General features: G+C 64.8%; 26 protein-coding genes. 19 read left to right on the top strand and 7 right to left on the bottom strand.

Annotated elements, in window-relative coordinates; translation table 11 throughout:
• Positions 1–33: 33 nt before the first annotated feature.
• Entirely contained in the window at positions 34–450 is a 417-nt protein-coding gene (locus ASG57_RS28520; RefSeq protein ID WP_007608200.1) for a Ros/MucR family transcriptional regulator, read from the top strand.
• Positions 451–454: 4 nt separating this feature from the next.
• Here the strand turns inward: ASG57_RS28520 and ASG57_RS28515 are convergent, their stop codons facing one another.
• Together ASG57_RS28515 and ASG57_RS28510 are read right to left on the bottom strand one after the other, a co-directional pair.
• Positions 455–883 carry a SufE family protein gene (locus ASG57_RS28515; protein WP_024339800.1) on the bottom strand — a complete coding sequence of 143 codons (429 nt, stop codon included), beginning with the start codon at positions 881–883 and terminating at the stop codon, positions 455–457.
• 66 nt (positions 884–949) lie between these two features.
• Entirely contained in the window at positions 950–1384 is a 435-nt protein-coding gene (locus ASG57_RS28510; RefSeq protein ID WP_024339801.1) for a DUF5330 domain-containing protein, read from the bottom strand.
• 413 nt (positions 1385–1797) lie between these two features.
• Between ASG57_RS28510 and ASG57_RS28505 the strand changes: the two genes are divergently transcribed.
• The 4 genes from ASG57_RS28505 to ASG57_RS28490 all read left to right on the top strand — a co-directional run bounded on the left by ASG57_RS28505 (position 1798) and on the right by ASG57_RS28490 (position 5121).
• Entirely contained in the window at positions 1798–3669 is a 1872-nt protein-coding gene (locus ASG57_RS28505; protein ID WP_057198517.1) for a PAS domain-containing sensor histidine kinase, read from the top strand.
• Complete coding sequence (locus tag ASG57_RS28500) at positions 3662–4363, top strand: peptidoglycan-binding domain-containing protein (protein WP_057198515.1); 702 nt, start codon at positions 3662–3664, stop codon at positions 4361–4363. The genes ASG57_RS28505 and ASG57_RS28500 overlap by 8 nt, the downstream gene beginning before the upstream one ends.
• Positions 4364–4510: 147 nt before the next feature.
• Entirely contained in the window at positions 4511–4723 is a 213-nt protein-coding gene (locus tag ASG57_RS28495) for a hypothetical protein (protein WP_024339804.1), read from the top strand.
• Positions 4724–4776: 53 nt separating this feature from the next.
• Entirely contained in the window at positions 4777–5121 is a 345-nt protein-coding gene (locus ASG57_RS28490) for a DUF1491 family protein (RefSeq protein ID WP_024339805.1), read from the top strand.
• Positions 5122–5264: 143 nt separating this feature from the next.
• On the opposite strand, the gene ASG57_RS28485 is transcribed toward ASG57_RS28490, so the two are convergent.
• Positions 5265–6242: a DUF2336 domain-containing protein gene (locus ASG57_RS28485; protein ID WP_057198513.1), complete on the bottom strand. Its 978-nt coding sequence runs from the start codon at positions 6240–6242 to the stop codon at positions 5265–5267.
• 255 nt (positions 6243–6497) lie between these two features.
• On the opposite strand from ASG57_RS28485, the gene ASG57_RS28480 reads away from it, so the two are divergent.
• The 7 genes from ASG57_RS28480 (at position 6498) to ASG57_RS28455 (ending at position 13223) form a co-directional block, all read left to right on the top strand.
• Positions 6498–6686, top strand: coding sequence for a hypothetical protein (locus ASG57_RS28480; RefSeq protein ID WP_024339807.1), 189 nt, complete (start codon positions 6498–6500; stop codon positions 6684–6686).
• Positions 6687–6702: 16 nt separating this feature from the next.
• Positions 6703–7464: a hypothetical protein gene (locus ASG57_RS28475; RefSeq protein ID WP_024339808.1), complete on the top strand. Its 762-nt coding sequence runs from the start codon at positions 6703–6705 to the stop codon at positions 7462–7464.
• Between the two features lie 198 nt (positions 7465–7662).
• Positions 7663–11061, top strand: coding sequence for a CHAT domain-containing tetratricopeptide repeat protein (locus ASG57_RS28470; protein ID WP_024339809.1), 3399 nt, complete (start codon positions 7663–7665; stop codon positions 11059–11061).
• A 232-nt stretch (positions 11062–11293) separates the two neighbouring features.
• The gene (locus tag ASG57_RS39510) at positions 11294–11533 is read left to right on the top strand and encodes a hypothetical protein (protein ID WP_230646486.1); all 240 of its coding nucleotides are present in this window, start codon (positions 11294–11296) and stop codon (positions 11531–11533) included.
• Positions 11530–11727: a hypothetical protein gene (locus ASG57_RS38475; RefSeq protein ID WP_024339811.1), complete on the top strand. Its 198-nt coding sequence runs from the start codon at positions 11530–11532 to the stop codon at positions 11725–11727. Before ASG57_RS39510 ends, ASG57_RS38475 begins: the two co-directional genes overlap by 4 nt.
• 2 nt (positions 11728–11729) lie before the next feature.
• Positions 11730–12494, top strand: coding sequence for a hypothetical protein (locus tag ASG57_RS28460; RefSeq protein ID WP_024339812.1), 765 nt, complete (start codon positions 11730–11732; stop codon positions 12492–12494).
• Between the two features lie 330 nt (positions 12495–12824).
• The gene (locus tag ASG57_RS28455) at positions 12825–13223 is read left to right on the top strand and encodes a response regulator (protein ID WP_024339813.1); all 399 of its coding nucleotides are present in this window, start codon (positions 12825–12827) and stop codon (positions 13221–13223) included.
• Between the two features lie 57 nt (positions 13224–13280).
• Here ASG57_RS28455 and arsC read toward each other — a convergent pair whose 3' ends face one another.
• The 4 genes from arsC to ASG57_RS28435 are packed head-to-tail and all read right to left on the bottom strand — an operon-like array spanning position 13281 to position 15683.
• Complete coding sequence (gene arsC / locus ASG57_RS28450; protein ID WP_024339814.1) at positions 13281–13682, bottom strand: arsenate reductase (glutaredoxin); 402 nt, start codon at positions 13680–13682, stop codon at positions 13281–13283.
• Positions 13683–13742: 60 nt separating this feature from the next.
• On the bottom strand, positions 13743–14798 hold the full coding sequence (gene arsB / locus ASG57_RS28445; RefSeq protein WP_024339815.1) for an ACR3 family arsenite efflux transporter: 1056 nt from the start codon (positions 14796–14798) through the stop codon (positions 13743–13745).
• 2 nt (positions 14799–14800) lie between these two features.
• Positions 14801–15328 (bottom strand): arsenate reductase ArsC, encoded by a 528-nt coding sequence (locus ASG57_RS28440; protein WP_024339816.1) that lies wholly within the window; start codon positions 15326–15328, stop codon positions 14801–14803.
• A complete protein-coding gene (locus ASG57_RS28435; protein ID WP_024339817.1) occupies positions 15321–15683 on the bottom strand; it encodes an ArsR/SmtB family transcription factor in 363 nt (120 codons plus the stop codon). Before ASG57_RS28435 ends, ASG57_RS28440 begins: the two co-directional genes overlap by 8 nt.
• Before the next feature lie 124 nt (positions 15684–15807).
• Here ASG57_RS28435 and ASG57_RS28430 point away from each other — a divergent pair, with 124 nt between their 5' ends.
• From ASG57_RS28430 to ASG57_RS28400, 7 genes are all read left to right on the top strand, one after another.
• Positions 15808–16125 carry an ArsR/SmtB family transcription factor gene (locus ASG57_RS28430; protein ID WP_024339818.1) on the top strand — a complete coding sequence of 106 codons (318 nt, stop codon included), beginning with the start codon at positions 15808–15810 and terminating at the stop codon, positions 16123–16125.
• Between the two features lie 48 nt (positions 16126–16173).
• On the top strand, positions 16174–17538 hold the full coding sequence (locus tag ASG57_RS28425) for an NAD(P)-binding domain-containing protein (RefSeq protein WP_024339819.1): 1365 nt from the start codon (positions 16174–16176) through the stop codon (positions 17536–17538).
• Positions 17535–18734: an MFS transporter gene (locus ASG57_RS28420; protein WP_028145913.1), complete on the top strand. Its 1200-nt coding sequence runs from the start codon at positions 17535–17537 to the stop codon at positions 18732–18734. The genes ASG57_RS28425 and ASG57_RS28420 overlap by 4 nt, the downstream gene beginning before the upstream one ends.
• Positions 18735–18774: 40 nt before the next feature.
• On the top strand, positions 18775–19233 hold the full coding sequence (locus tag ASG57_RS28415; RefSeq protein WP_349509764.1) for a hypothetical protein: 459 nt from the start codon (positions 18775–18777) through the stop codon (positions 19231–19233).
• Positions 19234–19334: 101 nt separating this feature from the next.
• Positions 19335–19727, top strand: a complete 393-nt coding sequence (locus ASG57_RS28410; RefSeq protein WP_024339822.1) for a FixH family protein — start codon at positions 19335–19337, stop codon at positions 19725–19727.
• A gap of 79 nt (positions 19728–19806) precedes the next feature.
• Positions 19807–21225, top strand: a complete 1419-nt coding sequence (locus ASG57_RS28405; protein ID WP_024339823.1) for an efflux RND transporter periplasmic adaptor subunit — start codon at positions 19807–19809, stop codon at positions 21223–21225.
• Entirely contained in the window at positions 21222–24413 is a 3192-nt protein-coding gene (locus ASG57_RS28400) for an efflux RND transporter permease subunit (RefSeq protein ID WP_024339824.1), read from the top strand. The genes ASG57_RS28405 and ASG57_RS28400 overlap by 4 nt, the downstream gene beginning before the upstream one ends.
• The last annotated feature ends 52 nt before the right edge of the window (positions 24414–24465 follow it).

Genomic DNA, 24465 nt, shown 5'->3' with positions numbered 1-24465 from the left:
CGGTGAGACGCAGGCCGGAGAAGGGATGGATGCATGTCGGACGCGGGAGCGAAGAATTTCATCGAGCTGACCGCGAGCATCGTGTCGGCCTATCTCAGCAACAATCCGACGCCCGCGACCGAGATTCCGAACCTGATCAGCCAGGTGCATGGCGCGCTGGTGCGGGTGTCGTCAGGCCGTACCGAGACCGCGCCGCTAGAGCCGGCCAAGCCGGCCGTCTCGCTGAAGAAGTCGATCGCGCCCGACTATCTGGTCTGTTTGGAGGACGGCAAGCGCTTCAAGTCGCTGAAGCGCCATCTGCGCACGCAGTACAACATGACGCCGGAGCAATACCGCGAGAAATGGGGCCTGCCCGCCGACTACCCGATGGTCGCCCCGAACTATGCGGTGGCGCGCTCGCAGCTGGCCAAGCAGATGGGTTTGGGGCAGCAGCAGCGGAAGCGGAAGTAAATTTCTACGACGCTTCCGCGAGTGCCTCTTTCGCGTCGGTCTTGATGCGCTCGACCATCGAGCGCAGGCCGTTGGAGCGCTGCGGCGTCAGATGATCGCGGAAACCGAACTCGTTGAACACCGCGATCGCATCGGTATCGAGGATTTGCTGCGGCGTTCGGCCCGAATAGAGCGCGAGCACGATCGCGACCAGCCCGCGCACGATATGGGCGTCGCTGTCGCCGCGATATTTCAGGGTTAGTTCGCCGTTGCTGCGGTCGACCAGCTTCTGCAGCCAGACTTGGCTGACGCAGCCCTGCACCTTGTTGGCGGCGGAGTGTTCCGCCTCCGACATCGGTTCCAGGGTGCGGCCGAGTTCGATGACATACCGATAGCGGTCGTCCCACTCGTCAAGAAGCTCGAAATTGTCCCTGATTTCGTCGATTGTCGTCATGCTGGCCAATAGTTCCATTCCAGCCAATATAGGGACGCGGAGCCGTGAAATCGATAGGGTTGGGTGCTAATTCGCAGCTTCGGGTCCGCGCCATTCCAGCGCGAGGTCGTCCTGGCTGAGGGTGTCGCGCGGCGCCTCGCTCGCAGCAATGTCGCCTTCGCCGGCCATCGCGATTGAGCCGGTATGGTCGGGCGCCTTCTTGTCGGTCTTCTCGTTCTTCTCGTTCGTGATCTGCTCTTTCTTGTCGTTGATGATCTGGTAGATCTTCTTCGCGCCGTCCTGGGCTCGCTGGCCGATGATGGTCGCGGCCTGTCCGCCGACCTCGCAGGCCGCCGGCTGGCGCTTGCAGAACTGGGTCATGTCGGAGACGGCCGCGGTCGCAGCCTGCACCGCGTCGGCGGCGCCGATCTGCGGCAGCTTCTCCGATTCGGGCGTCTTGTCCCGCGGCAGGAGCACAAGCACCAGCCCGAGCCAGAATGTGATGCGAAGCAGAAAGCGCATCCTGCGACCTGTCTGTTAGAGTCCGCCCGCGGCGATCTCCCGCGGAGGCCGGACCTAGCAAGCCTCGATAAATCGCAAGTGATTGCCTTGAGCTTAATTCGCGGAAAATTTACGCAGAATTCTTCGCAATCGGCGGTGTCGTAAATTTTCGATTGACGTTCGCGCCCGTGATTTGCCGTGGCAGCCCCGCATCCACCAATTCGAAACCATGCGCGGCGAGGTGAAACCCTGTGTTCACCATCCCTAATGAAGACATCTCCAAATCGTCTAAAAAGCTACGCGATGGGGCGATGTCCGGCCACATGCGGTGGCGCCTTAGCACTCGTTTAAGGTCGCTCTGACACGGTGGCTCAACGACAAGGAGGCGTTCCGGCGCGTCTTCCAAGAGACGATTGAGTCGAAGCGCGAGACCCGTGACAGTTTTGAGTATCATCCGCGATTGTCTCGATGCGCTGCTGCATCCCTCCGCGCGCTACGATGCGCTGATGCGAGCGCGCCATCGTGCCTTCATGGCGCCGCGGCTGCTCGGCAGCCTCGCAGCCTTCGCCGCATTCCCGCTCTATCTCGCCATGCGCGGCGCACCCGGTGCGATCGAGGTCGCCGCCTTTGCCTGGCTGATCGCGCCAATCACGCTGTCCTGGTTCTTGTCGCGCACCGGCCGCTTTGAGGGCGCGCATGTGCTGTCTTCGCTGGCGCTCGCCGGCCTGATCATGGCGGTTGCGGTCACGACGGGCGGCATCGAATCATTCGCCGCGGTCTGGCTCATCGTGGTTCCCCTCGAAGCTGCGCTGTCGGCCTCGCGTCGCGTCGTTGCCTTTGCCTCGGTGCTCGCGCTGTCCTGCGCCGGCATGCTGATCCTGATCAGCCAATTCGGCTGGCTGCCGGTGGCCGAGCCGAGCGCTGCCGAGCGCGCCGTGCTGATGGCCTTCGGCGTTGCGTCTGCAACCTTTTATGCCGCGGGCCTCGCCTTTGGCGCGGAGTCGCTCGCGCGCACCGGAGTGGCGCTCTTGTCACGCGAGGAAGAGCGTTACCGCCTGCTGGCGCGGAACATGAGCGATGTGATCTCGCGCCATCAGCGCAGCGGCGCGGTACAGTTCATCTCGCCGGCGGCGGAGTCCATGCTCGGCACGCAGGTGGCAGGGCTGCTCGGCCACGGCCTCTTCGACCGCGTCCATGTCGCCGATCGGCCGGCCTATCTCACGGCTCTGTCCGACGCGGCACGCGGCGACGTGCGCAGCGTCGAGTTCCGGCTGCGGCGGGAGCCTGGCGACTCCGAGCGCGGTCAGGTCGATTTCATCTGGGTCGAGATGCGCTGCCGCCCGCTCGAACGGGATCCGGGCCGTCAGGGTATCGGTCGTGATTCCACCCACGAGGCCGAGGTCGTCGCCGTGATGCGCGACGTCACCGATCGGAAGCTTTTCGAGCAGGCACTGGATCAGGCGCGCAGCGCGGCGGAAGCTGCCGATGCCGCCAAGACGCGTTTCCTCGCCACCATGAGCCACGAGCTGCGCACGCCGCTCAATGCCATCATCGGCTTCTCCGAGATGATCGCGCAGGAGCAGGCCCTGATGCTGGGCGCGGCCCAGCGCAAGGAATACGCTCAGCTCATCAACGATTCCGGGCAGCATCTGCTCTCGGTCGTCAACGGCATCCTGGACATGTCGAAGATGGAATCGGGAAATTTCGAGATTGCATCGGAGCCGTTCGCGCCGCGCGCCTCGCTGCTCCATTGCTGCAATCTGCTGGCGCTGAAGGCGCGGGAAAGCGGTATCGACCTCGTCACCGACGCGCCGCAGGACCTGCCGATCATGACCGGGGATCCCAGGGCCTTCAAGCAAATCGTGCTCAACCTTGTCGCCAATGCCATCAAATTCACCGAGCGCGGCGGTCAGGTTCACGTGGCAGCTGCGGTTTCCGGTTCGCAGCTGACGCTATGCATCAGCGATACCGGGGTCGGCATCGCTCCCGACGACCTCAACCGCATCGGCGCGCCGTTCTTCCAGGCCGGCAAGACCTATCAGCGCCGTCACGAAGGCACCGGTCTCGGGCTTTCGATCGTGAAGAGCCTCGTGGCGTTGCATCTCGGCGAATTGACGGTACAAAGCAGGCTGGGCGAGGGCACTGCCGTCACCGTCAAGCTGCCGCTCGTCTACACGCCGCCGCAGGTCAAGCCTGCCAACGAGAAGCCGAGCGAGAGCAAAATCGCGACCCTGACGCCTGTGCTGCGTCAGGACCTTCAAGATCAAACTCAGGACGAACCCGCACCGGTGAAGAAAAGTGCCTAGGAAGCCTGCCAAGGACGAAACCGCTCCGCGCCGCCGTGGCGCCAAGGCCGCGGTCATCGACGTCGAGACCGAGCGCAACCTCGTGATGCGCGTGCTGCTGCACAGCCCCAAGGATACGCTGGCTGGCCTCGTCGCCGTCGGCGCGATCGGTGCGATCGTTGCCAATGCGCTGTTCCTCCAGACCGGGCGGCACCCCGCGCCGATGTTCGGCACGGTGATCAATCTTCCCGCGCCGTCGGCGGTGCCGCTGTCGAATCCGTTGCCGCGTCCGCGGCCCGTCGGCGCCGACACCTCACCGCTCGAGCCGCGCGCGACCGAGTTCCGCATCGAGCCCAAACACGCCGAACGTGCCGCCGAGAAGCCGCCGGAAAAAGCCGTCGAGACGACCGCGGCGACGCGCGCGAATGATCCGATGGCCAATCTGGTCAAGGCGACGACTTCGACGCCGCCCTCGGCTCTCCGTCCGCCTGCGCCGGTTCCGGTGCAAAGCCCGGCCGCGCGCCGTATCGCCGGCGTGCAGCGCGCGCTCTCGGAATACGGCTATGGCAATCTGAAGATCACGGGCACGATGAGTGGCGAGACGCAATCCGCGATTCAGAAATTCGAGCGCGAGCACAAGATGCCGGTCACCGGGCAGCTGTCCGATCGGCTGCTGCGCGAACTTGCCGCTGCGATAGGCCATCCCGTCGAATAGCCGAACGTCAATTGTCATTGACGCAAGTCAATTGCCGGCGTCGGCACGACAGGCGGGATCCGCTACAATCGCGATTTGAGTGGGATCAATGACGGCCGGCGGCCGCAGGACCATGATGGCTCATCTTATCAAGGAAGAGAGGTCATCATGTTCAAGGTCTCGATTCTCGTCTGGATCATGCTCGGCACGACGCTGGCGGGCATCAGCCTCATCGTGGTGCTGATGGTCCCGAGCTTCGCCGCCGATGCCATCAGGAACATTCCTTATGCCGTGGCGGTGGGATTTGCACTCGCAATGCCGCTGTCATATTTCATCGCGACGCAGATTCGCGGTGGTCAGGACGGCACGCGGAAGGCGTGAGACGTACGAGGTGAGGCTGGCGTGAGGCCTCGCGCTGGCCTATCGTCGGACTCATGCGTTTGAAATCCAACATTTGGGTGGCGGCTTACTTGCGCCGCTGCCAGACCGAGGGCGTGTTCGGCGCCGTGCGGCGTCGTGGCGCCGAGGAGGCGGGGGCGGTGTTCGTCAAGGTGTCGCTGCTCGACGGCAATGCGATGCTTTATGCACCGGCGCCGCAGACCGTCTACGACGACGGCCGGCCCGTCGATCGCTTCTTCGTGCCGGTCGCGCCGCAGCCACTGCCGGAGCAAACCGTCGAGGAACGGCTGACGAAGGAAATCCGCTTCGATCCGGACGCCTGGATCGTCGAGACCGAGGATCGCGCCGGGCGGCATTTCCTGGATTTGGCGAAGACGTAGCCGCTGCTTCACCGTCATTGCGAGCGCAGCGAAGCAATCCAGACTCCGTCCGCGGAGGGGTTCTGGATTGCTTCGTGGCAGGAGCTCCTCGCAATGACGAGCCGAGATGCCGCGCGCCTCACGCTTGGCAGCGGCCGTGCAAATCAGCGCTCCGAAGATCCATCGGTGCCGGTGCGGCGCGGCGGTATCGCACCGGGCTGCATGCTCTGCCGCGTCTGACTTGCTCCGGCACGGGCGCGCTGGCGTTCGCCGTCGTGCAGACCGGCCTGGTACTTCGCCCGCGTCACGGCAAGCGTCGAGCCGCGCCAGGCTGCCAGCATCACCAGGGCCGCGCGGTCGCTGAGGCGATCGTAGAGCCGCGACAGCCGGTATACGGCGTTCACGGACGTCCCGATCTCCGGCTTGAAGAACAGCAGGATGCGCTGGAAGACGGGGCTCGGCATGTCGAGCGCGCGCGCGGCGACCGCGAGTGCCTCGCCGCCGGCATCGTCGACGATCTGGGCTGCGACGCGCGAGGGCAGGATCAGGCTGTCGCCGAGCTCGAAAGCGAAGCTCTCGACGTCGCCCGCGATCGCGGCCATCTCCAGGATCTGGATCGCGCGCTTGGCGCGCACGGTCGGAATGCGGGGGGCGGCTTTCAGCGGTGTCTGCGCAAGATTGTGCAGGATCAGCGCGCGCTCGGAGGCGCCGGCGCGGAAGAACATGTCGTGGATCTCGGCCGCTTCCTTCGGCTGCATCGCCATGTTGGCGGCCATGCGCTGCTCGGCATCGGTCCGCTCGCGCGGCGGTAAGGGCGCGGCCGGCGGAGCGGGAATCTCCCTGGCCAACGGCACCCGGCGGCCTTCTTGCGTCGCGACCAGCCCGAGCTTCTGCAGAACGGGGACGGGCGTATGCGGATAGACCGCGAGCCGCGCCTTGACGGCCGCGCGCGTCGCATCGTCAACCTGGTCGATCAGCCGTGTCGCAAGCTCGACGAACTGCCGCTGCTCGTCGTCGCTGTGGGTGCTCGTCTGGACATACAGGTCGGTCAGCACGCGGAGCAGCGTCGGACGGACATCGACACCTTCGCGACGGGAGAGGGTCATCAGCCCGTCGAATCCGGGAAACAGCGACTTGGTCATGGAGACTTACGCAACTCGGAAAAGAGTACTTCCCAAGGAACTTAGCGCAGGTTCTTTTAAAGCCTCGTTAAGGAAAACGAGGCGTGAAGCCGGCCCCGTAATTTGAGCTGTTGTCGTGCCGCAACGGGACGGCATGCCCGTGCCGTGAGGCTACGGTCCGGCCACCGCGTTTACACCCCGTTAACCATGAGCTGATCTTAATGAATGCATGTTGCAGGGGCGCGTTCGGTCGCGCGGCAATCGAAGAGAGCTGACATGGGGACCATCATTGAATTTCCGGCCGGTCGCCGGGTGGGCTCGTCGGGGGATGTCGCTCCGCGCGCGGACAAGGGAACGGTCCTGATCCTTCCCGTGATCCGTATCGAGCGCGAGGCGGACGAAACCAGCGGCGACCGCGGGCCGGAGCAGGGCACGGCGCCCAGGCGCCGTCGTCGTCGCCGCTGACATCCGGCTCCATGCAATGCCGGACGCCATCCGCCAGATCCGGCCCCTCCTATCGGCCGCCCTGCTCGCGCTGGTAGGCGCGTTGCTCGCGGCCTGCAGCGGCGGCGATTTCGGCCGCACCCGCGAGAGCATGCGCAGCGACGACATGCATCGCTGGCTGGGCGCGGAGGTCACGTCCAGCGTCGGCTTGAGACCATCGCAATTCCAGCTCACCGACGAGGAGCGCCAGCTTCGCGATCTCGCTTATCCCATGATCGAGCCGCCGCTATCCCGCCCGGCGTGGAAGAGCGTGTTCGGCGACTACAAGGCGCTGCCCTCGCCCTGGCGGCAGAAGGTCGTATTCGACCGAACCATGTACGGACGCACGCTGATCGACGAGCCGCACCGCTCGCACTCCTCGCGCTATGCACAGCTGATCGAGGACGTGCGCAACGACATCACCCGCTTCGAGCCGTTCTTCGGCACTGCGATCCGTGTCATCGATCTCGACAGGAAGCGTGATGCCAGCATGGCGCGTGTCTCCGCGCTCTCGCCGCGGGAGAAGGCCGACGCGGTCGCGCGCATGCAGGAGAATTCGCTGATCATCCAGTGGGTGCAGCAGTGCCTGGAGCAGCGTATCTCATCCTATCGCTGGGCGCTGGAGCGCCTGGTGATCCAGGCGCCCGACGGCATGGCCGCCGACGCCGATCGCCTGATCGGGGAACTCGCCGCCCAGACCGCCAACCCGCCGGTCGCGGCGCAGCCGCCTTACGGCCGGGCGGTCGTCTCCAAGGGGTGACGCGCGGCTTTCGCCGCGGTCCATCTGCGCGACCGGCCTGGAGCCGCGTATCCGTGCGTGATCCTCGGATCGCATGCCGGCCAGAGCCGGGCCGGCCCCGTTGAGGCGGCCGGGAACCTCATTGATTGCCCTTGTCCTTCCCCGCGGTCGGGATAGGATCAGCTCGTTTCTTAAAGTCATTTTCCCAAAGGTCCTTCGATGAGCTTAGACGCCATTGGTCCGTTTAAGAGCCGTCCGGACGTCACCTCGCGCCAGCTGCTGGCACTTGCCATTCTGCTTCTATCGACCGGCTCCGCGGCCGCGCTGTCCAGGGAGGCGGCGATCGAGAATTGCCGGATGACGGTCGGCAAGCCGATCGTGCAGGCCTGCATGCGCTCCGGCGGCGCCAATCTCGAAGCTTGCCGCGCCAAGGCTTCGCCCCAGGTCAGGGCCTGCGCGATGGCGGCGCTGAACGCCGCCAATGGCCGCGCCAATGTTGCCGTCGAGCTTCCAAAGGAGACTGCCCCCAAGCTTGAAGCCGGCACTGCACTTCCGAAGGACTTCGTCGCGCCGCCGCGCAGCATTGCCGACATCACGGCGGTACTCGACGGCGACAAGCCCGACGAGAAGATGATCGCCGAATTGAAGTCGGACGCCGATGCCGTACCCACCGGCAAGGAATCCCGTCAGGACCTCGCTCAGCTCTACTTCGATCGCGCCAACGCGCGCGCGCAGCTCGGCCGGCTCGGCGAAGCGATGTCCGACGCTGACAAGGCCGTGGAAGTCGGGCGGGGCGCCGTCAATCCGAACTTGCTGGGCCGGATGCTGCAGCTTCAGTCCCTGCAGCACGCCGTTGCCGGCGATCCGAGGCGCTCGCTCGAGATCATGCAGAGGCTCTTGCGCGAATCGGCCAGCATGCCCGGTGCCAAGGGCATGCAGTTCGTGACGAACCGCGGGATTGCAGCTGTTCTCATCCAGATGGGCGATCTCTCACAGGCCGAAGCCTATCTCCGCCGCAGCCAGACCGCGATCCAGGAGGCCCGCACCAGCGGCCATCCCAATTGGCGGGCGGCCTATGCGAAGTTCGGCCAGAGCTGGGAAGGTGAACTGGAGCTCGCTCGTGCCTTGATCTTCGAGGCGCGCGGACAGTTTGCCGATGCCGAGGCCGCCTACCGCAATGCCGAGCTGCGCAAGCGCGCAAGCATGAAGGCAATCATGGACTCGGACGATCCGCCGGCGGAGACCATTCTGCTGCAGGCGATCGACGGGGCCGTGTTGAGCCAGGCGCGCATGAAAGCGAAGCAGGGGAGGCTCGCCGAGGCCGAGGTGGATGCGCGCCGCGCGCTGCTCTCGCGACTGAAGGACACGGGCAAGTACAACTCTGTCACGCCGCGTTTCGTGATGGGCCTGGCGGGCATTCTGGTCGACCAGGGCCGTTACGAAGAGGCCGAGAAGCTCGGCCGCGTCGCGCTCGAGATCAACAAGACCGTGGGCGTGCCGGAGGACTCGCAGGCAACGGTGCAATTGCTGTCGCAGCTCGCCGGCATTCTGACGCTCCGGCGCCAGAACGCCGAAGCGAGCGAGATGTTTGCGCGGATCGACAAGGCCGTCGCCGGATGGGATCCGCAGCGCCGTCAGGTGTTCGAGCTCAATCCGTCTCGTATCCTGTCGCTCTATGGTTCCGGGCAGTTGGACGCGGGCATTGCCGCCGCCGAGCAGCTCGTGAAGAAGCAGATCGCCCGGGTCGGGGACAATCATTTCGACACCGCCTCGGCGCGCGGCACGTTGGCGGTCGGATTGATGCGCGCCCGCCGCGATGCAGAAGCCATCCGCGAGTTCAAGGCCGCCATCCCGGTCATGATGGCGAGCGCCAACGAAAACGCCGATGACGAGAACACGACTGTGGTGGCCGCGCGCAGCCAGCGGCTGCAGACCATCGTCGAGAGTTATCTGCTGCTGCTCGGGAGGGAAGGAGCAGGCAAGGATATCGGCGAAGAAACGTTTAGCCTCGCCGATGCCGTCCGCGGCCGCTCGGTGCAGCAGGCGCTGGCAGCCTCGAGCGCGCGTGCGGCGGCAAAGGATCCCGCGCTCGCCGAACTCGTGCGCAAGGAGCAGGATCTCACCAAGCAGGTCAACGCCCAGCTCGGCACGCTCAACAATGTGCTCGCGCTTCCCGCAGCGGAGCGCGACGAAAAAGGCGTCCAGCAGATTCAGGCCTCGATCGGGACTCTGCGCGGCCAGCGCGACAAGGCGCGGCAGGAGATCAAGCAGAAATTCCCGACCTATGCCGATCTCGTGTCGCCCAAGCCGCCGAGCGTCGCCGAGATCCGCGCGACGCTGGCCGACGACGAGGCCATGCTGTCGTTCTATTTCGGTCAGAACGGCAGCTTTGTTTGGGCGGTGCCGAGGTCGGGACCGGTGGTGTTCGCGCCGGTCCAGGCCAAGAGCGGCGACATCGAGACCAAGATCCGCAAGCTGCGCGAAGCGCTGGAGCCGCAGGCCGCGATGATCTCGGACATTCCGCCGTTCGATCTCAAGCTCGGCCACGAGCTCTACGAGCTGCTGCTCAAGCCGGTCGAGAGCGGCTGGAAGCCGGCCAAGAACCTGATCGTCGTGACCAACGGGGCGCTGGGATTGCTGCCTTTGTCTCTGTTGCCGACCGCACCGGCGGAGGTGGCCTCGGAGGAGGACCCACTCTTCGTCGGTTATCGCAACGTGCCGTGGCTGGCGCGAACCCATGCGGTGTCGACGGTGCCGTCGGCGGCGGCGTTGCGCACCCTGCGGCAATTGCCGCCGGGCAAGCCCGGCCGCGGCGACCTCGTGGCCTTCGGCGATCCCTATTTCAACAGCGAACAGCACGCCGAGGCGGAAGGCGGCGGGGAGAAGATCCAGGTCGCCGATGCCGGCGGCAATATCACGCGCGGCGGTCCGCTGAAGCGGCGCAACAGTCCCAAGCTCGAAGGTGTCGACAGCGCCGAGCTCGGTCTGTTGCCTCGCCTGCCCGACACCGCCGACGAGCTAAAATCGATCGCATTGGCCCTGCAGGCGGACCCCTCGAAGGTGCTGTTTCTCGGCAAGAGCGCGACCGAGAGCGCGGTCAAGAGCATGAACCTGTCCGGCTTCAGGATATTGGCCTTTGCCACCCATGGACTGGTCCCGGGCGAGCTGAACGGGTTGACGCAGCCGGCGCTCGCCTTGTCGTCGCCGGCGGTGACGGGCGAGGGCGGCGACGGCCTCCTGACCATGGAGGAGATACTCGGTCTCAAGCTCGATGCGGACTGGGTTATCCTGTCGGCCTGCAACACCGGAGCCGGGGCCGGAGCAGGGGCCGAGGCAGCGTCCGGGCTCGGGCGTGCGTTCTTCTATGCCGGAACGCGCGCGCTGCTGGTGACGAACTGGTCGGTGCATTCACAGTCGGCGCGGCAGCTCGTGACCGACCTGTTCAAGCGGCAGGCCGAGGATCCCAAGCTGCCGCGCAGCGAAGCGCTGCGCCAGGCGGCGATGGCGCTCGTCGATGGTTCGGGCTATCTCAACAGCGAAGGCAAGACAGAGTTCGCCTATGCGCATCCGCTGTTCTGGGCGCCGTACACGATCATCGGCGATGGCGGCTTACGTTGACGATCAAATGAGGGAAGGGGGGCAGGGAATGAAGCGGAATGTCTTGGTCGGGTTCGTTGCCGCATGTCTCTTGGTTCCGGGGACGTCGCATGCGATTCAATTGATCACGGAGGAGGAAGCCAAGCTGCCGCCTCCGAAAGGCGCGGTCGCTGCGGACAGGCGCGGCATCTTGCGCGGTCCAAAAGTCGAATTCGTTTCCCCCGGCGCTTCCGTCAGCTCACCGATGCAGCTGATGTTGAAGTTCGAGTCGTTCGGCGGGACCAAGATCGATCCGGAGTCCGTCAAGATGATCTTCCTCCGGACGCCGAACGTCGACCTGACCCCTCGGATCAAGCCCTTCGTGAAACCCGATGGCATCAACATGCAGGATGCAGAGCTGCCGCCAGGTGAATACGCGGTGCGGGTCGACATCAAGGACAGTGATGGCCGGCCGGGCACGACCGTCTTCACGCTGAAGGTCGCACCCAGGTGACATGTCCTTACTGCCTTTCCGAGAATATGGAGGGCGCGCTGGTTTGCGCGTCCTGCGGGCGCGACATCGCCGCTCCCGCCACACTGGTTGCGGAGCGCGATGATCTCCTGCGCAAGCGCGAGGAACTGCGCGACGAGCTGAAGCGGGCCAGGAGCGAGGTCGAGGCTTTCATGAGGCGGAGAAAGTCGCTCTAGCGATGGAATGTCCGTTCTGCGCCGAGACGATCAAGGACGAAGCCATCGCGTGCAAGCATTGCTCGCGGGATTTACGCGTCGTGCGACCGATGCTGCTCGAAATCGAAGAAATCGTTGCCGATCTGGACAAGCTCAGGCGGGACCTTGATCGGGTCAATGTCCGGCTCGAGCGCTACAACAATCCGCTGCGCTATTACGCAACGCATGCGGTGCTCTATGTCGGTATTCCATCGCTGCTGCTGGTGATCGCGCATGTGCTGGTGACCATCACGTTCAACGTGTCGCCGGTCCCGCTTCGGATTGCATCGATCGTCATACCGCTCCTGTTCGGTTTTCTCGCCTATCCGCTGCACCGGGTGTCCGCGCTGACGGCCCTCGTGCTGGCGTTCCTGGCCGCAAGTGTCAGTATCCTCGCGATGCTCACGGTGACAGGAGTGCACGATGGTGTTCCCATTCTCCCGACGGTCTGGATCGAGTGGCGGGAGGTGTTCGAATATGGTGCCAGCATCCTGCTTGCCTTCGTCTCAGGTAACATACTCAGCGTCGTGATCTTCCAGATCGCACCGCGTGTGCTGACCCAAGGCGGCAAGCCGAACGCGTTCGCCTTCCGCGTGGCGCGCCTGCTGGGGCAGCATGTCGGCGAAGAGCAACTGCGTCGCCGAGCCCGCCTGATTCAGGATCTCATGCAGACTCTGGGGCCGCTGGCCGGCGTTGCCGCGACCGGCGTCGGCTCGATCTATGCGGGGTTGAAGGGATTGCTCGGATAGGTCCGCATCCACGCGGCTCGCTCGCGGCGTTTGCCGCTATGGGCACCGCAAGTAAGGCTCGTAAAAAGAGGCCCCAGCTCGCGGGGGATATCGGGGGGCATTGAGCTGGGGCCATTCGGGGTGCCCTTGGGGAAGGGCATCGGGAAAACTTGGCAATCGCAGGATTGTTCCCGTCTCAAGCTCAAGTCGAGAGGTGTCCAGGCGGCGCAAGGTTATGGATGAGGGCCGGACGCCGCCGGTTCCTCTCCCGTTGCTGCAGATTCCGTTCTGCCGCCGGAACAAACCACGTTGTGTGCACTTTTAGACAGAGTAGCGGTAACGGGGGACGACATGGCGACGGAACTGCCATTAATTTTGGTGATAGAAGACGAGGATGCGATCCTGGCTGTTGTTGAAGACGCCCTTGCAGAGGGAGGCTTTCAGATCGCAACTGCGAAGACGGGCAAGGAAGCTATCGCGCTGCTGAAGGGTGGTCTCGTGCCCTACCGCGCTCTCGTAACCGACGTCAATTTGCTCGGTGATCGCGACGGCTGGGAAGTCGCGAGAGCCGCCCGTGAGATCGATCCTCACTTTCCCGTGGTTTACATGACCGGCGGCGCCGCCGACAAGTGGCCTGTACTCGGTGTGCCAAACAGCATTTTGCTTCAAAAGCCGTTCGCGCCGGCCCAGGTCGTCGCGGCTGTTTCCCAGCTCCTCAACGCGGGCTCGCAGCAGGCGGGTCCCGCCTGATTCCACGCTCCGTGTTCTGCGCGCCGATCGAGCGGCGCGAGGAGACGCGCTGGAAGCCTATCGCGCTTCGACCACTTCGCCGTCTTCCTTCACGAAGCGGCCGACGGGATCGTCCAGGAGATCAATCACGGCCTCCGACGGTCGGCACAAGCGCGTCCCCTTTGGCGTCACCACGATCGGACGGTTGATGAGAATGGGATGGGCGACCATCTGATCGATCAGCTCGTCATCGGTCCATTTGGGATCGTCGAGGCCAAGCTCGCGAAAGGGCGTGCCTTTCTCTCGCAGCAGCGCGCGAGGGGAGATCCCCATCGCCTGGATGAGCTCGACCAGCCTGTCGCGGGACGGCGGGGTCTTCAGATACTCGACGACGACAGGCTCGACACCGCTCTGCCGGATCATGGCCAAGGTGTTGCGTGAAGTGCCGCAAGCCGGGTTGTGATAGATCGTGACGCTCATCGACGTATCTCTCGGTAACTGGCAGACCGGCATGCCGCTCTGCCGCCGGCGAATGATGATTTATTGGTGGGCCTCGGCAGCCGCCGGGACTTTACCCGCTCCCGCTTCGTACCACCCCCGCGTAGCCTTGACGATGCGGACGACGGACAGCATCACCGGCACCTCGACAAGGACGCCAACCACGGTTGCCAGCGCCGCGCCGGACTCCAAACCGAACAGGCTGATCGCGGCGGCGACTGCCAGCTCGAAGAAGTTGCTGGCGCCGATGAGCGCCGCTGGGGCCGCCACGCACCAGGCCACGCCGAACCGCCGGCTCAGCCAATAGGCCAGGCCCGCATTGAGATAGACTTGCACGAGAATAGGGACGGCAAGGATCGCGATGACGCCGGGCTGCCTGACGATCTGCTCTCCCTGGAAGCCGAAGAGCAGGACCAGGGTCGCAAGGAGTGCGACAAGCGATAGTGGCTGCAGCATTCGCATGACGCGGTTGAAGCCATCGGGGCCTTCTCGCAGCAGCATCTTGCGCCACAGCTGAGCGACGACCACGGGAACCACGATGTAAAGCACGACGGACAGTAGCAGTGTGTCCCAGGGGACGCTGATCGAGGCGACTCCGAGCAGCAACCCCACCAGCGGCGCAAACAGGAAGACCATGATCACGTCGTTGAGTGCGACCTGGCTCAGCGTGTAGTGGGGCTCTCCCTCGCAAAGATTGGACCACACGAACACCATCGCGGTGCACGGTGCAGCCGCAAGCAGGATCAGGCCGGCGATGTAGGATGGGATCTGAGCGGACGGCAGCCACGGTGCGAAGAGGTGACCGATGAAGAAGGAGCCGAGCAGCGCCATCGAGAACGGCTTTACGGCCCAGTTGATGAAGAGGGTCACGCCGACGCCCCGCCAGTGCTCCCGGACCTGGCCCAGCGAGCCGAAGTCGATCTTCAGCAACATCGGCACGATCATGAGCCAGATCAGCATCGCGACCGGCAGGTTGACCTTGGCGACCTCGGCAGCCGCAACGGCGCCGAAGAAGCCGGGCATCACGTGGCCCAGCGCCACGCCGACCACGATGCAAAGCGCGACCCACAGCGTGAGGTATCGTTCGAAGATGCTCATCGCTAAGCCACGTCGCTCTTGCCGGAGGTCGCTCCCTCGGATCGGCCGATTTCCCGAAGCTTGGTCCCGAGGGAAAGCCGGTCAATGCCGCTGAGGGGCAGGTTCACGAAGGCGCCAATACGGTTCTTCAAGTAACGGAACGCGCGCGAGAAGGCCGCAAGTCTTTCGATCTCGGTGCCTTCGACGGCCGCAGGATCTTCGATGCCCCAATGCGCAGTCATCGGTTGGCCGGGCCAGACGGGACATGCTTCGCCGGCGGCGTTGTCGCAGACGGTAAAGACGAAATCCATCACCGGTGCGTCGGCGGCTGCGAATTCCAGCCAGCTCTTGGAGCGCATCCCGTCGATCGGGTAGTCCATGCTCTGCAGCGTGCGCAGCGCCAGCGGATGCACGGCGCCCTTCGGCGTGCTCCCTGCGGAGAAGGAGCGAAAGCGCCCGGCACCGTCCTTGCGAAGGATCGATTCTGCGAGCACGGAACGGGCTGAATTGCCCGTGCAAAGGAACAGCACGTTGTATACGCGATCAGGCACGGGCCTTCTCCTTTCGATTGGGAGCGCAGCACGATTGCAGGCTCTCGACGACGGGTTCGCAAACTTCCGGCCGTCCGCCGCAGCAATCGCGCAGCATGAAGAGCGCGATGTCACGAAATTCGCCGAGGTTGGCGCGATAGATGATCGAGCGGCTGTGCCGCTCGGAAGACACGAGGCGCGCGCGGCTCATAATCGACAGATGCGCCGAGAGCGTGTTTTGGGGGACTTCCAGCAGGCGCGCGAGGTCGCCGGCCGCAAGACCGTCAGGCTCGTGTCTGACCAGCGTCCGGAACGCCTCCAGACGTGTCGGTTGAGACAGCGCGGCGAGCGCCAGGACAGCTTGCTCCGTTTCCATATATCCAGATTTATGGATTTATGCGGGCGGCGTCAACCCGGAATCCGCATCTCGCGGCGCAATGTTTCGAATATTCTAGAAATATCGTTTGACAATCGGTCCGCACCGGCGCATCGTGTGGCTCATGAAGATCGACGACGCAGCAGCACGCCTGGAAGCCCTGGGAAATCGGACCCGCCTGCAGATCTATCGGGCGCTGGTTCGGGCCGGGCACGCGGGCATGCCGGTCGGCCGCTTGCAGGACAAGCTGAAGATCCCCGCATCGACGCTGTCGCACCACATCAAGGCGCTCGTCTTGGTCGGACTGGTCAGTCAGAGCAGGGAATCGACGACCCTGATCTGCCGCGCCAATTTCGACGCCGTGCGCGGGCTGGTCGACTTCCTGGTTGCGGAGTGCTGTGCCGAAGAAACCGGATGCAGGGATGCCCAGACGGCAGCCTGATTCATTTGGCTTCTTGTTCCATAATTCTAGAAGGATGGAGAGTTCGACATGGATAAGAAGACGGTAGCTATCATCGGAGCGGGCCCGGTCGGTCTCGCAGCCGCCGCGCATGTGCTCGAGCGCGGCATTTCCCCCATCGTGCTCGAAGCCGGGCCCGAGGCCGGGCATGCGGTGCGTCAATGGCAGCACGTCCAGCTCTTCTCGCCGTGGGAATACAACGTCGACAAGGCTTCGACGCGGCTGCTTGCGCCGACCGGATGGAACTCGCCGAACCCGAGCTCCTATCCGACCGGCGGCGAGCTGATCGAGCGCTATCTCGCGCCGCTCGCAACGCGAACGCCGCTGCGCGACACCATCCGGACCTCGAGCCGTGTCACGGCCATCAGCCGCGTCGGCTTCGACAAGGCGAAGACGAAGGGGCGGGAGCAAGCGCCTTTCGAAATCCGCTATCAGAACGGCAAGGGCCCTGAGGTGCTGCGCGCCGATGCCGTCATCGACGTCTCAGGTACGTGGTTCTCGCCCAATCCCGCCGGCAGCAACGGCTTGCCTGCGATCGGCGAATCCGAGTGCGGCGACCGCATCGCGTACGGCATGCCGGACGTGCGGGGCGCTGCGCGCGGCAGATATGCCGGCAAGACCGTTGCCGTGCTCGGCGCCGGCCATTCCGCGCTGGGCACGCTGATCGATCTCGCGCAGCTCGCCGAGGAGGTGCCCGGCACCAAGCCCGTTTGGCTGTTGCGCGGCGGCGATCCTGCCAAGGCCTTCGGCGGCGGCAGCAACGACAAGCTCGCCGCCCGCGGCGAACTTGGCTCCACCTTCGCCGCGCTCGTAGCTGCTGGAAAAATCAAGGTCGAGACCGGCTTCGGTGTCACCCACCTCTCGGACTTCGAGGGGCGTCTCAGGATTTCAGCAGGTGCCTGCTGCGGTGCGCGGAGTGTGGTTGCGGATGAGCTGGTGGTGTCGACCGGCTTCCGTCCCGATCTCTCGTTTCTATCCGAGCTGCGGCTGCGGCTCGATCCGGCAATCGAGGCGCCCGTCGCGCTCGCGCCGCTCATCGATCCCAATGAGCATAGCTGCGGAACGGTGCGGCCTCATGGTGCGCGGGAACTGACGCATGATGAGCCCGGCTTCTATCTCGCCGGCATGAAATCCTACGGCCGGGCGCCGACCTTCCTGATGATGACCGGATACGAGCAGGTCCGCTCGATCGTCGCCGACATCGCCGGCGACAAGGAGGCTGCGGCACGGGTCGAACTCGTGCTGCCGGAGACCGGCGTCTGCACGCGTGGCGACGTCGAGTCCGTCGGCGCAGCGGGATGCTGCGGCGGTCCTGCCAAAACCGAGCCTTCGGCCTGCTGCGCCGCCGACGAGTCGGCCAAGAAGGCAGGCGGCGCGGGATGCGGTTGCTCATGAGACGAGGCGCTGCGGGATCGCTCGCCGTCGTCATCGCGCTCGGTACCGCGCAGACCATCGCGTGGGCGTCGAGTTACTATCTCCCTGCGATCCTGGCCGCGCCGATTGCAAGCGATCTCGGCCTTGCGCCGACCTACGTGTTCGGCGCGCTGTCGGGAGCGCTCGTCATCTCCGGTCTGCTCGGCCCACGCGTCGGGCATTCCATCGATACGTTCGGAGGGCGCAGCCTGCTTGCGGTCTCGAACCTTGTCTTCGTCGCGGGTCTGCTCCTGTTGTCCGCGGCTTATGATGTGGCGGTGCTGATAGCAGCCTGGATCCTGCTGGGGATCGGCATGGGCATGGGCCTCTATGAAGCGGCGTTCGCGACGCTTGCGCGCATCTACGGCGCCAATGCGCGAGGAACGATCACCGGCATCACCCTGATCGCCGGTTTTGCCAGCACTCTCGGCTGGCCGCTCACGACATGGCTCGCTTCGGAGTACGGCTGGCGCGCGGCCTGCCAGGTATGGGCGGCGATCCATATTTGCGTTGCCTTGCCGCTCAATTGTTCGTTGCCCCGTGCCGTTCCATTGGCCGAGGACTCCCGATCGACCACGAGCGCGAGCCGACAGTCCAGCGGCCAGAGCGAGACCTTCGCAATGCTGCTGCTGGCATACATGTTTGCGGCCGCGAGCTTCGTGAGCTCGGGAGTCTCGGCCATTCTGCCGACCATGCTGGTTGCGTTCGGCGCGACGCCGGCACAGGCGTTGTTCGCAGGCGCCTTGGTCGGACCTGCGCAAGTCGGCGCCCGCCTGCTCGAAGCAGGATGGCTCAGCCGGTTTCATCCGCTGCTGTCGGCAAGGCTCGCGATGCTCATGAATCCGATCGGCGTGCTTGCGCTGGTCGCGGGCGGCCCTTGGCTCGCGCCGGCCTTCACGGTGCTGTATGGCGCGGGCAACGGCATCATCACCATTGCCCGTGGTACGCTGCCATTGGCGCTGTTCGGGCCGGTGGGATTCGGCCGGCGTGTCGGCGTGATCTCGCTGCCCTCCAGGGCAACAGGCGCTTTCGCGCCGCTTGCGCTGGGACTGCTGGTGGAGCATGTCGGCAGCAGCGCGCTCTGGATCAGCGCACTGGCCTCGGTCACCGCCTTGTTCGCGCTTCTGCTGCTTCGTGCGGATCAGAACGCCCAAGCGACGGCAGGCGAGCATTCGTAGCTTGCGCGATGGCATTCGTCGGAGCCTCGCTCACGAATGCTTGACCCGGATCAAAGAATGCTTTCGGCGGCGGATTATGCTAGAAGAACCTGCTGCGGTTCCAAGAAGTATCGAAAAGGTTAAGCACATCCTGATGCGGATCGTCCGTACCATCCTGGCATTCGCCATCGCCGTATCCTTGGCGATGCTGCCGGCTGGCGTGTCCGCTTCAAGCCTCGCCATATCGTCGGATCAGATGCATGCGACCATGCAGATGGGCGGCGGCGGCGATATGTCGGTGGACGATTGCTGTCCCGACATGAAAGGAACGGGTTCCGACACCGGCGGCTACATGTGCGGCATGGGCTTCTGCTGCGTCGGCAGCACCATCGCACTCGCAGACATCCACCCCCTGGCGCTTGCGTTACTTGCCATAGCGGCGGGGAAAACCGCCATTCCCGCCGACCAGGTCGTCTCCTTCCGCGGCGGCAGCCCTCCCTTCCGGCCTCCTCGAATCTGACCTCCCAAGCCAGCGACGCGTGCGGCACGCCTGCGCGCGACGATGACTGACGTGCGCGCTTCCAGCGTCACGGCGGAAGATCAATTCATGAGGACAGGACAATGCTCTCCAGATTCAGCACCGCGGCTCTTGCCGCCACCCTTTCGCTCGCCGCATCAGGTGCCATGGCCGGCGCGGGTGACTACGCTTTCGAGCCGGTCAATCCCGAGATGAAGAAGGGCGACGACGTCACGCTGGCCCTTCGCTTGACCAACAAGCGGACCGGCAAGCCGGTGCCGGACGCCGTCATTTTCCGAACGCGCGTGGACATGGCGCCCGACGGCATGGCCGAGATGGAGTCGGACGTCACGCCGCTGCCGTCAAACGAGCCGGGCATCTACGTCTTCAAGACGGATTTGTCGATGGCAGGCCGCTACCAGGTCACGCTTTCCGCGAAGGTGCAGGGCGAGCCCGACACCGTCAACGGCAAGGTCATCATCAAGGCCACCAAGTGAGCCTTCGGGCGTCGGACGACGCCCGAGCTTCTCTTCCTCATTCACATGGACGCGCGCCCGCGGCGCGCGGTATCTGGCGATGAACACGCAACGTCTTCTCACAGCACTCGCGCTCACCGGCAGCCTGGCCCTGGGCGCCTCCTTGTTCTTGATCGATGGACCTTGGTCCGTCCACGCCGAGGTCGCCTCGGCGACCGCAGACGGCGCTACTCCGCTCTATTACCGCGATCCGAGCGGTGCGCCGCTTTGGTCGGCCGGGCCCAGGAAGGACGAGGACGGGCGGGACTATCTGCCGGTCTACGACGACGATCAGGCTGCCCCGGCGGAGCCGAAGCCGCAACAGCCGGCAGGATCGCGCAAGATCCTTTACTACCGCAATCCCATGGGGTTGCCCGACACCTCGCCGGTGCCGAAGAAGGATCCGATGGGGATGAATTATGTCCCCGTTTACGAAGGCGACGATGTCGACGATGGGACGGTGAAGCTTTCGCCCGGCAAGATCCAGCGCAGCGGCGTGAAGTCCGAGGCCGTCGAGCGGCGGTCGATCCGGGTCCTGGTGAAGGCGCCCGGCACGATCCAGCTCGACGAACGCCGCGTCTCGGTGATCGCGATGCGCGCAGAAAGCTTCGTGCAGAAGGTCGCGGACGTCACCACCGGCACCCGCGTGAAGGCGGGCCAGCCCTTGATGGAAATCTACAGTTCTGCGGTCGCCTCTGCCGCCGCCGAATATCTCTCGACGATCAATTCCAAAACAACCGGCGGGGTCGAGGCCTACGGCCGCGGCTCGCGGCAACGGCTGGTCAATCTCGACGTTCCCGATCAGGTCATTGCCGGAATGGAGAGAACGCGCGTCGCGCCCGTCACCATCCAGTGGTCGGCGCCGCGCGACGGGGTCGTGCTTGAGCGCAACGCGATCGAAGGCATGCGCGCCAATCCCGGCGACGTGCTGTTCCGCATCGCCGATACCTCGCTGGTGTGGGCTCTGGTCGACGTTGCCGAGCGCGATCTCGGCAATATCGCGGTGGGGCAGTCCGTTGCGGTGCGCGCGCGGAGCTTTCCCGGCCGGGCATTCACCGGCAGGATCGCGGTGATCTATCCGCAGGTGAACCGCGAAACGCGGACGGTTCGCGTCCGGATCGAGCTCGCCAATCCCGACGCGGCGCTGCTGCCGGACATGTATGTCGATGCCGAGATCGACACGGCCGATACGACGCCGGTCCTGGCGATCGAGGACAGCTCGGTGCTCGACACCGGCACGCGCCAGGCCGTGCTCGTCGACAAGGGGAGCGGGCGTTTCGAGCCGCGCGAGGTGAAGCTCGGCCGGCGCGGCGGCGGCTACATCGAGGTGCGGGACGGACTTGCCGACGGCGAGGCCGTCGTCACCTCCGCCAACTTCCTGATCGATGCGGAAAGCAATCTGAAGGCCGCGCTCAAGGGCTTTGCCGAGGCTGCTCCTCAAGCTTCCGACGCGGGCCATGCGACCGGAGAGCACAAATGATCGCCCGTATCATCGCCTGGTCGGCGCGCAACCTGCTGCTGGTGCTGTTCGGCACCGGCTTTGCGGCCGCGGCCGGCCTCTATGCGCTGGTTCACTTGCCGCTGGATGCGATCCCGGATCTCTCGGACACGCAGGTGATCGTCTACACCGAATATCCCGGCCAGGCGCCGCAGGTGATCGAGGACCAGGTCACCTATCCCTTGACGACGGCGATGCTGACCGTGCCGAAATCGAAGGTGGTGCGCGGCTTCTCCTTCTTCGGCGTGTCGTTCGTCTATGTGATCTTCGAAGACGGCACGGACATCTACTGGGCGCGCTCGCGCGTCATGGAATTCCTGAACGGCGCGGCGTCGCGGCTTCCGGCCGGCGTCACTCCGACCATCGGACCGGATGCGACCGGCGTCGGCTGGGTCTATCAATACGCCGTCCTGTCGAAGGAACTGAATCTGGCGGACACGCGCACGATCCAGGACTGGAATCTGAAGTTCGCGCTGGCAAAGGCCGAAGGCGTCGCCGAGGTCGCCAGCATCGGCGGCTTCGTCAAGCAATACAACGTGGTGCTCGATCCGCAGCGGATGCGCGATCGCGGCATCAGCATGCAGAAGATCCGGGAGGCGATCCGCGCCAGCAATTCCGATGTCGGCGGGCGCACGGTCGAGCTGTCGGAGTTCGAATACGTCATTCGCGGCAAGGGCTACGTCAGGAGCATCAACGATCTCGGCAACATCGTCCTGAAGACGAGCAATGGCACGCCGGTGCTGCTGCGGGACGTCGCCAATGTCGAGCTTGGTCCCGACGAGCGGCGCGGCATCGCCGAACTGAACGGCGAGGGCGAGGTCGCAAGCGGCATCGTGCTGCAGCGCTTCGGCGTCAACGCCCTCGACGTCATCGAAAACGTCAAGAAGCGCTTCAAGGAGATCGCGAGCAGCCTGCCGAAGTCGGTCGAGATCGTCCCGGTCTACGATCGCTCCAACCTGATCTACGCGGCCATCGATACCCTCAAGCACACGCTGGTCGAGGAAAGCATCGTTGTCGCGCTGGTCTGCATCGTGTTCCTGCTCCATGTCCGCAGTGCGCTGGTCGCGATCCTGATGCTGCCGGTCGGCGTGCTGATGGCGTTCGGCGCCATGAAGCTGCTGGGCCTGGGATCGAACATCATGAGCCTCGGGGGCATCGCGATTGCGATCGGTGCCATGGTCGATGCCGCGATCGTCATGATCGAGAACGCGCACAAGCACCTCGAACGCGCCGGGCCAGGTCAGTCGCGCGTTCAGACTTTGATCGATGCGGCGTCCGAGGTCGGCCCGGCTCTGTTCTTCAGCCTGCTGATCATCACCGTCTCCTTCATGCCGATCTTCACGCTGGAATCGCAGGAAGGGCGGCTGTTCAGCCCGCTGGCCTTCACGAAAACCTTCGCGATGGCCGCGGCGGCGCTGCTGTCCGTCACTCTGGTGCCGGCGCTGATGGTGATCTTCGTCCGCGGCAGGATCGTGCCGGAGCACAGGAATCCCATCAATCGATTCCTGATCTGGATCTACCGTCCGGTCATCAAGGGCGTGCTGCGCGCCAAGACGCCGGTGATCCTGGCATCGCTCGTCGTGCTCGCCGTCACGATATGGCCGGCGCGGCAGCTCGGCACCGAGTTCATGCCGACGCTGGACGAGGGCACGCTGCTCTACATGCCGACGACGCTGCCCGGCATCTCGGTCACCAAGGCCGCCGAGCTGATGCAGACGCAGGACCGCATCATCAAGTCGTTTCCGGAGGTCGCGTCCGTCTACGGCAAGGCGGGTCGGGCGGCGACCGCGACCGATCCGGCGCCGACCGAGATGTTCGAGACCGTCGTGAACCTGAAGCCGAAGGAGCAGTGGCGCCCCGGCGTCACTGTCGACAGCCTCATCGCGGAGATGGACAAGGCGCTGCAGTTTCCGGGCGTCTCCAACGCCTGGACCATGCCGATCAAGGCGCGCATCGACATGCTGTCCACCGGCATCCGCACGCCTGTCGGCGTCAAGGTCATGGGAACCGATCTCGTCGAAATCGACCGGCTGGCGCGGCAGGTCGAACAGGTGATCAAGACCGTCCCCGGAACGTCCTCGGCCTATGCCGAGCGCGGCATCGGCGGGTACTATCTCGAGATCGTCCCGGACCGCGAGGCGCTCGCCCGCTATGGCATCCTGATCCAGGACGTTCAGGACACCATCGCGGCCGCGCTCGGCGGTCAGACGGTGACGACGACAGTGGAGGGCCGGCAGCGCTTCACGGTGAACATGCGCTATCCGCGCGATCTGCGCGACAATCCGAAGGCCATCGCCAGCGACATCCTGGTGCCGATGCCGGCCGGTGGCGCGGTGCCGCTCGGCGAGGTCGCGAAGGTCGAGCCGGCGCGGGGGCCGACGTCGATCCGGACCGAGAACGGCCAGCTCGCGACCTATGTCTACGTCGACATCCGCGATCGCGACATCGGCAGCTACGTTAAAGACGCGCAGGCTGCCGTGAGCGACAGCATCCAGTTTCCTGCCGGCACCTATGTCGTCTGGAGCGGTCAGTACGAGTATCTGCAGCGCGCGGCAGCGCGCCTGAAGATCGTGGTCCCGGTCACGCTGACGATCATCTTCCTGCTGCTGTACCTGAACTTCAGGGCCATGACCGAGACGCTCATCGTCATGCTGTCGCTGCCCTTCGCGCTGGTCGGCGGCATCTGGATGATGTGGTGGCTCGGATTCAACCTGTCGGTCGCCGTCGCCGTCGGATTCATTGCGCTCGCCGGTGTCGCCGCCGAAACTGGCGTCGTGATGCTGATGTACCTCGAGCACGCGCTGACCGAGCTGAAGGCCAGGCGCAGCGCCGAGGGGAGCGTCTTCACCCGGCGGGATCTCAACGAGGCCATCATGGTGGGCGCCGTCGAGCGTGTCCGTCCCAAGATGATGACCGTGGTTGCCATCATGGCGGGCCTGCTGCCGATCATGTGGAGCACCGGAACCGGGTCGGAGATCATGCAGCGGATCGCAGTGCCGATGATTGGTGGCATGATCTCTTCGACGCTGCTCACGCTGATCGTGATCCCGGCGATCTTCGGGCTGGTGAAAGGCTTCGGCTTGCCTCCCAGGGCCGAGGACAGCGGACAACCGACCGAAATGTCAAAGTCGATTGGTCCGGGATTGCGGCTGCTGGAGCCTGCCGAATGAGGCGAGCCATGGCGCACGACATCATGTCGGCGATGTTCGGGATCATGGAATT

This window comes from Bradyrhizobium sp. Leaf396, assembly GCF_001424605.1.
GTDB lineage: Bacteria > Pseudomonadota > Alphaproteobacteria > Rhizobiales > Xanthobacteraceae > Bradyrhizobium > Bradyrhizobium japonicum_C.
This window is presented reverse-complemented; position numbering and strand designations above follow the sequence as displayed.

Coding starts and splice junctions, on each gene's coding strand:
- ASG57_RS28520 (WP_007608200.1), top strand. CDS start 34: ATGTCGGACGCGGGAGCGAAGAATTTCATCGAGCTGACCGCGAGCATC.
- ASG57_RS28515 (WP_024339800.1), bottom strand. CDS start 883: ATGACGACAATCGACGAAATCAGGGACAATTTCGAGCTTCTTGACGAG.
- ASG57_RS28510 (WP_024339801.1), bottom strand. CDS start 1,384: ATGCGCTTTCTGCTTCGCATCACATTCTGGCTCGGGCTGGTGCTTGTG.
- ASG57_RS28495 (WP_024339804.1), top strand. CDS start 4,511: ATGTTCAAGGTCTCGATTCTCGTCTGGATCATGCTCGGCACGACGCTG.
- ASG57_RS28490 (WP_024339805.1), top strand. CDS start 4,777: ATGCGTTTGAAATCCAACATTTGGGTGGCGGCTTACTTGCGCCGCTGC.
- ASG57_RS28485 (WP_057198513.1), bottom strand. CDS start 6,242: ATGACCAAGTCGCTGTTTCCCGGATTCGACGGGCTGATGACCCTCTCC.
- ASG57_RS28480 (WP_024339807.1), top strand. CDS start 6,498: ATGGGGACCATCATTGAATTTCCGGCCGGTCGCCGGGTGGGCTCGTCG.
- ASG57_RS28475 (WP_024339808.1), top strand. CDS start 6,703: ATGCCGGACGCCATCCGCCAGATCCGGCCCCTCCTATCGGCCGCCCTG.
- ASG57_RS28470 (WP_024339809.1), top strand. CDS start 7,663: ATGAGCTTAGACGCCATTGGTCCGTTTAAGAGCCGTCCGGACGTCACC.
- ASG57_RS39510 (WP_230646486.1), top strand. CDS start 11,294: ATGTTGAAGTTCGAGTCGTTCGGCGGGACCAAGATCGATCCGGAGTCC.
- ASG57_RS28460 (WP_024339812.1), top strand. CDS start 11,730: ATGGAATGTCCGTTCTGCGCCGAGACGATCAAGGACGAAGCCATCGCG.
- ASG57_RS28455 (WP_024339813.1), top strand. CDS start 12,825: ATGGCGACGGAACTGCCATTAATTTTGGTGATAGAAGACGAGGATGCG.
- arsC (WP_024339814.1), bottom strand. CDS start 13,682: ATGAGCGTCACGATCTATCACAACCCGGCTTGCGGCACTTCACGCAAC.
- arsB (WP_024339815.1), bottom strand. CDS start 14,798: ATGAGCATCTTCGAACGATACCTCACGCTGTGGGTCGCGCTTTGCATC.
- ASG57_RS28435 (WP_024339817.1), bottom strand. CDS start 15,683: ATGGAAACGGAGCAAGCTGTCCTGGCGCTCGCCGCGCTGTCTCAACCG.
- ASG57_RS28430 (WP_024339818.1), top strand. CDS start 15,808: ATGAAGATCGACGACGCAGCAGCACGCCTGGAAGCCCTGGGAAATCGG.
- ASG57_RS28425 (WP_024339819.1), top strand. CDS start 16,174: ATGGATAAGAAGACGGTAGCTATCATCGGAGCGGGCCCGGTCGGTCTC.
- ASG57_RS28420 (WP_028145913.1), top strand. CDS start 17,535: ATGAGACGAGGCGCTGCGGGATCGCTCGCCGTCGTCATCGCGCTCGGT.
- ASG57_RS28410 (WP_024339822.1), top strand. CDS start 19,335: ATGCTCTCCAGATTCAGCACCGCGGCTCTTGCCGCCACCCTTTCGCTC.
- ASG57_RS28405 (WP_024339823.1), top strand. CDS start 19,807: ATGAACACGCAACGTCTTCTCACAGCACTCGCGCTCACCGGCAGCCTG.
- ASG57_RS28400 (WP_024339824.1), top strand. CDS start 21,222: ATGATCGCCCGTATCATCGCCTGGTCGGCGCGCAACCTGCTGCTGGTG.